We start from the raw sequence: 8,923 nt of genomic DNA, 5'->3' as shown, positions 1-8,923 counted from the left end.
CTTGTGTTTCAGGGCGTCATGGGGTGAACACCTCGTCGAGGCGGTCGATGGCTCCGTCGGCGCCGAGGTGGTAGGTGAAGACCAGCCCGGAGTTCGGGTTGGCCTCGAGCCAGTCCAGGAACTCCTGGACGCCGATGGGCTGATTCTCGGTGCTCTCGACGATGGGGTTGGTCACGGTGATGTCCGCGGCCTGATCCATCGGGATGAAGGTCTCCTTGCCCACCGTCTCGAAGGGCGCTCCGTCGGAGTCGGGCGTGCCGCACCCCCAGTTGCCGTGGCGGACGATCAGGCTCAGGGACCCCCCTTCGGGCGTGTAGCGGTAGACCGCGATCTCGTCGGGGGAGATGGGCATCTTGTGGTCGCAGCCGTCGTCGCCGCTTCCCTTGCCGGGTGAGCTCGTCGCGGGGGAGACCGGGGGCTTGGGGGCGGGAGGGGCGGCGGTGGGGGACTTGACGCCGCCGCCCGCGCCCGAGGAGGCCGTCGTGGCGGGCTTGGCGGCCGGTGCGCCCGCCTCCGCGCTCGCCGTCGCCTTGTCCGCCGCGTCGACCGCCGTCGTCGCACTCGGCGTGGGGGCACTGCTGCCCGTGTCCGCAGTGCCGCCGCCGGAGCAAGCCGTGAGGCCCAGCGCCGCTGCGGCGCACACGCCTGTCAGGACCGCTCGGGCCGAACCCGGTCTGCGGCGGCTCTTCCTCGGCTTCAGATGCATGCTGCGTCCCCCGTCTTGTGGGCTCGAGATCTCCATGAGGCTGATCAGCTCGAGAGAGTGTACGAGTTTCGGCCGTTGACGGTTGCGTTCCGGCCAGATTTCGGGACGGCGTTTCCGGGCAGGGGCGATGCGCGGCCGATCACGGCATGCGGGCGCGCCGGAGGGCGACGGCACGTGGGCGCCGCCGCCCTCCGGGCTCGCCCCCGGGTCCGCACGAGCCGCCGGCGTTCCCGGGGGCCCGACGCCTGCCGCGATCCGCCTGACGGCACGTGAGATGAGGATCTACGGTGAGCCTTGCGAAAACCTTGTGACGGCCTTCCTGTGACGGCCCCGGAGTGATGACGGAGAGCTGCGTGGAGCCCGCTCCCGCCAGGCGGACGAAGTCCCCGCCGTGGGCGGGCCGTTCCACCATCTGCTCCGCGTGAGGCACGATGAACCTTCACCTGCTCGGACCCCTTGAACTGCGCATCGCGGGGAGTGCGGTCGACATCGGGCAGCCGCGTCGGCGGGCCGTCCTCGCGGCGCTCGCCGCCGACGCCGGTCGCCCCGTGTCCGTGAACACGCTGGTGGACCGGGTCTGGGACACCGCGGCGCCCGACGGAGCCCGGTCGGTTCTGTACTCGCATATCAGCCGCCTGCGCCGGCTCCTCGACAGCCCGCAGCCCACGGCGGGCGGCGCCGACGAGCAGCCGCGGCAGGGGCCGCTCCGCATCCGCAGGACCGCCGGCGGCTACGTCCTGGAGGCGGACGAGCACACCGTCGACCTGCTCCGCTTCCGCTCGCTCGTCGCGCAGGCCCGCGAGCCGCACCTGTCCGACGCCCGCCGCGCACAGGTTCTGGACGAGGCGCTGCGCCTGTGGCGCGGTGTGCCGTTGGCCGGACTGCCCGGCGCGTGGGCGGAGCGCACCCGGGACGCCTGGACCCAGGAACGCGTGGAGGCGGCGCTCGCCTGGGCCCGGACCCGGCTGCGCCAGGACAAGCCCGAGGAGGTGCCCGCAATCCTGCAGCCGTTGCTGGCGGACCACCCGCTCTGCGAGCCGCTCGCCGTGGCGGTCATGCGGAGCCTGGCCACCGCGGGCAGAGCCGCCGAGGCCGTGCACACGTACACCGTGATCCGCCGACAGCTGCGCGCGGAGCTGGACGTGGCTCCCGGCCCCGAACTGCAGGCGGTGTACGAGGAGACGCTGCGCGACACCGGACGGGCGGCGCCCCCGGGCACGGGGCCCTCCCCTGCCGCCGCCCCTGCCCCCGGCGCACCGGTCGGCCCCATACCCGCACAACTGCCCATGGCGACAAGCCACTTCAGCGGCCGGGAGGAGCAACTGGCCGAGCTCACACGGTGTCTGCTCGGCGAGGACGCTCCGGACGAGGGAGGGCCCGGGGCGGCCGTGATCGTCTCCGCCGTGTGCGGCACCGCGGGCGTCGGCAAGACCGCGCTGGTCGTGCGCTGGGCGCACCAGGCCCGCCAGGCCTTCCCCGACGGACAGCTCTACGTCGACCTCCGGGGCTACGATCCCGACGAGCCGGTCTCCGCCGCCCAGGCCCTCGCCGGGTTCCTCACCGCCCTGGGCATGTCGGGCCAGGACATACCGCTCAGGCTCGACGAGCGGGCGGCGCGCTACCGCACGGCGGTCGACGGACGGCGTCTGCTCGTCCTGCTCGACAACGCCGCCTCCGCCGCACAGGTACGGCCGTTGCTGCCCGGAAGCCCGACGTGCAAAGTGGTCATCACGAGCCGGGACTCCCTGGCGTCCCTGGTGTCGGTCCACGGGGCGCACCGCGTGGTCCTCGACGTGCTCGCCCCGCACGAGGCGCACGCCCTGCTGCGCGCCCTGATCGGACCGCGCGTCGACACCGACCGCGCCGCCGCCACCGCCCTGGCGGAGCAGTGCGGATCACTGCCCCTGGCCCTGCGCGTGGCGGCCGAACTGGTGTTGTCCCGCCCGGACGAGCCCCTCGCCCACCTGGTGGAGGAGCTACGGGACCACCGGCGGCGTCTGGACGTGCTGGACTCCGGCGACGGAGATCCCCGGGCGGCCGTGCGAGCCGTGTTCTCGTGGTCCTACGACCGTCTCCCCGAACCCGAGGCGCGCCTGTTCAGGCTGCTGGGCCTGCTCCCCGGGCCCGACGCGGACGCCCACTCGGCCGCCGCCCTGGCCGGCGAGACCGTGGAGCGGACGCGGCGGTCCCTGGAGGCCCTGGCCCGCGCACACCTGGTGAACCGCAGCGGCCCCGGCCGCCACGGCATGCACGACCTGCTGCGCGCCTACGCCGCGGACCTCGCGAGCCGGCACGACGGGGCGGCGGAGCGCGACGCCGCACTCACCCGTCTCCTGGACCACTGCCTGGCGGCGTCGGCGGCGGCCATGGACGTGCTGTATCCCGCCGAACGGCATCTGCGTCCCGTCGTCGACGCGCCCGGCACCGCTCTGCCGCCGCTGCGGACGGCCGACGAGTGCCGCGCATGGCTGCGCGCCGCGCAGCACACCCTGGTGGCGTTGTGCTCCAGGACCGAGGAGCCCGGGCCCTCCCGGCACACCGTCCGGATCGCCACCACGCTCCACCGCCACTACGAGCGTTCGGGGCATTTCACCGACGCGCTGACCGTGCACACGCACGCCCTGCGGGCGGCCCGCGCGGTGGGAGACGTCGTCGGCGAGGTCGACGTCCTGGTGTGCGTCGGCGCGGTCCACCGTCGGCTCGGGGACTACGAGAACGCCCACCGGCACCACGCCGACGCGCTGACGCTGTGCCGCCGGGTGGGATACCGGGCCGGGGAGGCGCGCCATCTGACCAACGTGGGCGTACTGCACGAGTTGCAGGGCCGGTACCGGGACGCGGTCGACCACCACGAGCAGGCGGTCGAGCTGTTCCGCGAGGTCGGTGACGTCCACGGCGAGGCCGACGTGCTGAACAACCTGGGAATCGTCCAGGAGTTGCTGGAGGACTACCAGGCGTCCGTCGAGCGGTACCGGCAGGCGTTGGCGCTGTACCGGCAGACGGGCCACGCGTTCGGGGAGGCCAGCGCCCTCGGCAACCTCGGGATCGTGCTGGCGCGGCTCGGCGACCACACGGCCGCGGCCGGACGCTTCGAGCAGGCGCTCGCGCTCTTCCGGCGGCTCGGGCACACCGGCGGAGAGGCGCACGCCCTGTCCAACCTCGGGGACGCGTTGTGTCACCAGGGCGCCTACGAGGAGGCCGCCGAGCACCAGCGGCAGGCCCTCGTCCACTTCCGGCGGACCGGGGAGCTCTACGGCGAGGCGGGCGCCCTCAACGGCCTCGGCGAGGCTCTGCACGGCGCCGGACGGCACACCGAGGCCCTGGAGGCCCACGCCTCGGCGCTGGAAGTGGCCTGCGGGATCGGCGAACAGGAGGAGCAGGCCCGCGCGCACATCGGCGCGGCGCTCGTCCGGAAGGACACAGGGGAGCCGGAGCAGGCCGCCGACCATCTGCACCAGGCCGTGTCCCTGTACACCGCGCTCGGCTCGCCGCGCGCGGAGGAGGCGCGCAAGCTGCTGCTGTCCGTGACGTCGGACTAGGGCGTCTCGTCGGGGATCATGCGTTCGCCGGTCCGCGGAAAGTTTTTTCGCGGAATCCCGTCGACGATGTCGAAAACGCCGGGCGTGCTTCTACCTGCCTGTGACAGCCCCCGCCGGGCGGGCACGACGATCGAGGAGCAGAACGATGAAGTACATGCTGCTGATGCAGTTCAGCGAGAAGAACGTCGACTTCCCCAAGCTCGACGAATGGAGGCCGGAGGAGATCCAGGCGCACATCCAGTTCATGAAGGAGACCAACGTCGGCCTCGCCGCCGCCGGCGAACTGGTCGACGCCCAGGGCCTTGCCATGCCGGAGACCGCCCGGATCGTGCGCTCCCACAGCGGTGGCGCGCCGGTCGTCACCGAGGGCCCGTTCCCGGAGTCCAAGGAGTGGGTGGCCGGCTGGTGGATCGTGGACTGCGACACCGAGCAGCGGGCGATCGAGATCGCCGCGGCCGTCTCCGCCGCCCCCGGCCCGGGCGGGCGGCCGCTCGACATGCCGATCGAGGTGCGCCAGGTCATGGCGACCCCGCCCACGGAGCTGTGATCATTTTTCTGTGACGACTTTCGAACCGGCCGTCGACGACCTGTTGCGCACGCTCGCGCCGCAGGTCGTCGGCGTGCTCACCCGTCGCTACGGGGACTTCGCCGCCGCCGAGGACGCCGTCCAGGACGCCCTGCTGGACGCCGCCAGGCAGTGGCCGGCCGAGGGCCTGCCGCGCAACCCGCGCGGCTGGCTGATTCAGGTCGCCGGCCGACGGATGACCGAGCAGGTCCGCAGCGAGCAGGCACGCCGCCGACGCGAGGAGCTGGTGGCCGGTCAGGTCCCGACCGACCGGCGATCCGCACCCGGAGCCGACGCAGGGGACGAGGGCGCGCACGACGACACCCTCGCGCTGCTGTTCCTGTGCTGCCACCCCGTGCTGTCGCCCGCCTCGGCGATCGCCCTCACACTCCGCTCCGTCGGCGGCCTGACCACGGGCGAGATCGCGGCGGCGTTCCTGGTCCCCGAGGCCACCATGGGCCAGCGCATCAGCCGGGCCAAGCATCGGATCAAGGACTCCGGGGCCCCTTTCCGAATGCCGGACAGCGCCGAGTGGCCGGCCCGCCTGGACGCGGTGCTGCACGTTCTCTATCTGATCTTCAACGAGGGCTATGCCAGCAGCACCGGCGCCGAGCTGCGGCGCGTCGAACTGTCCCGGGAGGCGATCCGCCTCACCAGGGCCGTCCACAGGCTGCTGCCGGACGACGCCGAGGTGGCCGGTCTGCTCGCGCTGATGCTGCTCACCGAGGCGCGCGGGCCCGCCCGCACCGGCCCGGACGGCGAACTCGTCCCGCTCGCCGAGCAGGACCGCGGCCGATGGGACGCCGCCGCGATCGCCGAGGGCGTCTCACTGATCACCGCCGCCCTGCCACGCGGTCCGGTCGGCCCGTACCAGGTGCAGGCCGCGATCGCAGCCGTCCACGACGAGGCCCCCACCGCCGCAGAGACCGACTGGCCGCAGATCCTCGCCCTGTACGGGGTGCTCGCCCGCATCTCCGACAACCCGCTGATCATCCTGAACCGGGCGGTCGCCGTCGCCATGGTGGACGGCCCCGCCGCCGGCCTCGCCCAGCTCGCCGACCCGCCGCCCGCGCTCACCCGCCACCACCGGCTGTACGCGGTCCGCGCCCATCTGAACGAACTGGCCGGGGACCGGGAGGCAGCCGTCGCCGACTACCGCGCCGCCGCCCGTCGCACGGCCAGCCTCCCGGAGCGTCACCATCTCAGCCTGCGCGCCGCCCGACTGGCCGCGCAGGCGGGCGGGGAGGCGAGCCGCTCAGGGCACGACGGCCACTGACGTCGACGGAACGGGTCACCCGGGTCGGCTGAGAAGGGACGGCGGGCCGTCGCGTCTCAGCCGGCCCGGCCGGGATCGTTGGCCTGGTCGCTCGTCCACGGCCCCGTGGCCTGCCACTGCGCGGGGCTCAGCAGACGTGTCCGCGCGGCCAGCCGGCGCAGGGCGTCCACGGCCCCCTGGTCGAGCTGCGCGCCGCTGTAGCCCACGTACGCCACGACGCCGGGCGCCGGCTCCCAGGCCAGTGCGCCGTTGCCGCCGAACGCCGACGTGACGACCGCGGGTCTGCCGTGCACGGTCCCCGCCGCCTCGGCGCCGGTGGCGTACAGCACGTCCTCGAAGCCGCCGCACCGGGCCACGCCGGTGAAGGTCAGGCCGCCGGAGAGCTCGTCGACCTCCCCGGTCCCACGGGAGCTGTAGCGGGTCTCGTTCAGGTGGACCGGCCACAGGACCCCCGTGGCCGCCACCGCCAGTCCGCGCGGCGCGTCCACGCGGGGACGGCCGGACGCGACCCGGGTGGCCGCGGCGACGGCGATCAGCTCGGACTGCGGCAGATCGCCTCGGACCCGGGCGTACGAGCCCGCGATCGGCCAGACGACCTCCCGCGCCAGGGCCCTGCCCGACCCGCCGCCGACCCGGATCGGCCGTCCCCCCGAGGGCGCCGTCACAGGGAAGGCGACCACCGCGCCGTGCCGTCCCAGCGTCCCGCTTCCATCAGAGCGCCGCACGACCACGGTGAACGGTCCTGCGGACGCCGAGCGGTCGCGTTTGACCGCTGTCGCGCCCCGAGGCAGCGGCATTCCTGCGATCACCAGGCCGGGCGTCTGTCCCGCTCCGACAGGCGCGTCCGGGCCGGGGGGAAACACCACTCCGGAGGGCGCCGCCGCCGACGGGCTCCCGGACGCCTGCGGGCGTCGACCGGCGGGTCCGTCGTCGAGGGCGATGATCCCCACGACGACCGCGGCGGACGACACCACGGCCGCGACCGCGGCGGTCAGCCGACGCGACGGTCTCCAGGGCGGTCGGTCCGGGCCGTTGCTGAGCACTTCCCCCATGGCCGAAGTCTTCCCCGCCCACGGGGCCGGAGACACCCGTGCCTCGAAATGCCGCTCAGGTCCCGCGGACAGACCTGTACATTGCCTGCAAGTCGGTCTGCGCAGGCCCCGCCTGTCGGCGACTGCCGCTCCCGAAGCCTTTACGGAGAAGCGTTCTCATGGACCAGGACCTGCGTCGCCGCCGCCGGGCGCTGTTCCTGCTGTTCCTGCTCGCCGGGATCGCGATGTCGTCGTGGGTGACGCGCACGCCCGCGATCCGGGACCGGTTGGACGTGACCACCGGGCAGATGGGCCTCGTGCTGTTCGCGCTGTCGTGCGGCTCGATGGCGGGGATCATCTGGTCGGGGCGACTGGTGTCGCGATTCGGGACACGTCCCGTCATCGTGTGGGGGACGGTGAGCCTGCTCGCCGGGATGGCCGCCGTCTGCGTCGGCAGCGCCGCCGCTTCCCTGCCGCTGGTCACGGCGGGCCTGGGCGCCTTCGGCGCCGGGATGGGCGTCAGCGACGTGGCCGTGAACGTCGACGCGACGGACCTGGAGCGCAGCAGCGGGGCGACCACCCTGCCGGTGCTGCACGGCTGCTTCAGCCTGGGCACGGTGTTCGGAGCAGGCGCGGGCATGGCCGCGACGGCGTCCGGCGTGCCGGTGCAGTGGCACCTCGCGGCGGTCACCGCGTCGGCCGCCGCTCTCTTCCTCCACGCGGTCCGCGCCGTCCCGTCGGGCACGGGCCGCGGCCCTTCCGGGGAGCCCGGGGCGACCGACAGCGCGCGACGCCCTGCGGTGTGGAAGGACCGCAGGCTCCTCCTCATCGGCGTGATCGTGCTGGCGATGGCGTTGGCCGAGGGCTCGGCCAACGACTGGCTGCCTCTGCTGATGGTCGACGGACACGGCATGGACGCCGCAGCGGGTTCCCTCGTCTACACCGGATTCGCCGCGGCGATGACGCTGGGCCGTTTCACCGGAACCTACGTCCTCGACCGTTTCGGTCGCACCGCCGTCGTGCGGGCCGGAGCCTTCAGCGCCTCGCTCGGCCTGCTCGTCGTGATCGTCTCGGACAGCGCCCCGCTCGCCGGCGTCGCCGTACTGCTCTGGGGGCTGGGCGCCTCGCTCGGATTCCCTCTCGCGCTCTCCGCGGCAGGGGAGTCGGGCCCCGACGAGACGGCCCGGGTCGGTCTCGTCGCCACCATCGGATACGTCGCGTTCCTCGTCGGTCCCCCCGGCCTCGGAACCCTCGCGGACCATGTCGGCCTGCGCCCCGCCCTGCTCGTCGTCCTGGCGTGCGTCGCCTGCGCGGCCTTCCTGGCCCCCGCCGTCGACACCGGCGCCCGCGGCTCCCGCGGCGCCGGCGCGGCGTCCACGCGTGAGGGCGCCGCCGAAGCGGCCGGTCGCTGAGGGGGCCCCGGGCCCCGAAGGGCCGCCGCACGATCCTCGGCCGCCCGGCCGCCCGGCCGCTCCGCCGCTGTCGTGTCGTGCGCCGACGGCGGACAATGATGGGTATGGCGGACAGCGAACGGTACGACGACCGTCGTTTGGAGCGGGTGATCCTGGAGCTGCTCGACCGACGCGGTCCGACGGCCTCCATCTGCCCCTCCGACGCCGCGCGGGCGGTGTACGAAGGGGACGACGACGGCTGGCGCGCGCTCGTGGAACCGGCCCGTCGTGCGGCCCGGCGGCTGGTCACGGCCGGCGAGGCAGAGATCACGCAGGCCGGCCGTCCCGTCGCGCCGGCGCAGGCCCGCGGCCCGATCCGCATCCGGCGCACCCGCTGACGCCCCCGGTTCCCGGG

At 74.2% G+C, this 8,923-nt stretch carries 7 protein-coding genes; 5 read left to right on the top strand and 2 right to left on the bottom strand.

Features of this window, described 5'->3' with window-relative positions; all coding sequences use genetic code 11:
- Positions 1-16: 16 nt before the first annotated feature.
- A complete protein-coding gene (locus ABT300_RS38260) occupies positions 17-706 on the bottom strand; it encodes a hypothetical protein (protein WP_351686078.1) in 690 nt (229 codons plus the stop codon).
- 431 nt (positions 707-1,137) lie between these two features.
- Here ABT300_RS38260 and ABT300_RS38255 point away from each other — a divergent pair, with 431 nt between their 5' ends.
- The 3 genes from ABT300_RS38255 (at position 1,138) to ABT300_RS38245 (ending at position 6,086) form a co-directional block, all read left to right on the top strand.
- A complete protein-coding gene (locus tag ABT300_RS38255) occupies positions 1,138-4,245 on the top strand; it encodes an AfsR/SARP family transcriptional regulator (protein ID WP_351686076.1) in 3,108 nt (1,035 codons plus the stop codon).
- A 145-nt stretch (positions 4,246-4,390) separates the two neighbouring features.
- Positions 4,391-4,792, top strand: coding sequence for a YciI family protein (locus ABT300_RS38250; RefSeq protein ID WP_351686073.1), 402 nt, complete (start codon positions 4,391-4,393; stop codon positions 4,790-4,792).
- A 10-nt stretch (positions 4,793-4,802) separates the two neighbouring features.
- The gene (locus ABT300_RS38245; RefSeq protein ID WP_351686071.1) at positions 4,803-6,086 is read left to right on the top strand and encodes an RNA polymerase sigma factor; all 1,284 of its coding nucleotides are present in this window, start codon (positions 4,803-4,805) and stop codon (positions 6,084-6,086) included.
- 56 nt (positions 6,087-6,142) lie between these two features.
- Here ABT300_RS38245 and ABT300_RS38240 read toward each other — a convergent pair whose 3' ends face one another.
- Entirely contained in the window at positions 6,143-7,138 is a 996-nt protein-coding gene (locus ABT300_RS38240) for a hypothetical protein (RefSeq protein ID WP_351686069.1), read from the bottom strand.
- A gap of 122 nt (positions 7,139-7,260) precedes the next feature.
- Here ABT300_RS38240 and ABT300_RS38235 point away from each other — a divergent pair, with 122 nt between their 5' ends.
- Both ABT300_RS38235 and ABT300_RS38230 read left to right on the top strand, forming a co-directional pair.
- Positions 7,261-8,529 (top strand): MFS transporter, encoded by a 1,269-nt coding sequence (locus tag ABT300_RS38235; RefSeq protein WP_351686080.1) that lies wholly within the window; start codon positions 7,261-7,263, stop codon positions 8,527-8,529.
- A gap of 104 nt (positions 8,530-8,633) precedes the next feature.
- Positions 8,634-8,906: a DUF3253 domain-containing protein gene (locus ABT300_RS38230; protein WP_351686067.1), complete on the top strand. Its 273-nt coding sequence runs from the start codon at positions 8,634-8,636 to the stop codon at positions 8,904-8,906.
- The last annotated feature ends 17 nt before the right edge of the window (positions 8,907-8,923 follow it).

Source organism: Streptomyces sp. NPDC001027 (genome assembly GCF_040299045.1).
Taxonomy (GTDB): Bacteria; Actinomycetota; Actinomycetes; order Streptomycetales; family Streptomycetaceae; genus Streptomyces.
The sequence above is the reverse complement of the archived record's forward strand: the minus strand, read 5'-3'. Positions and strand labels throughout refer to the sequence as shown.

Excerpts from the sequence above, each read along its gene's own strand:
- ABT300_RS38250 (WP_351686073.1), top strand. The coding sequence starts at position 4,391 with ATGAAGTACATGCTGCTGATGCAGTTCAGCGAGAAGAACGTCGACTTC.
- ABT300_RS38255 (WP_351686076.1), top strand. The coding sequence starts at position 1,138 with ATGAACCTTCACCTGCTCGGACCCCTTGAACTGCGCATCGCGGGGAGT.
- ABT300_RS38260 (WP_351686078.1), bottom strand. The coding sequence starts at position 706 with ATGCATCTGAAGCCGAGGAAGAGCCGCCGCAGACCGGGTTCGGCCCGA.
- ABT300_RS38230 (WP_351686067.1), top strand. The coding sequence starts at position 8,634 with ATGGCGGACAGCGAACGGTACGACGACCGTCGTTTGGAGCGGGTGATC.
- ABT300_RS38240 (WP_351686069.1), bottom strand. The coding sequence starts at position 7,138 with ATGGGGGAAGTGCTCAGCAACGGCCCGGACCGACCGCCCTGGAGACCG.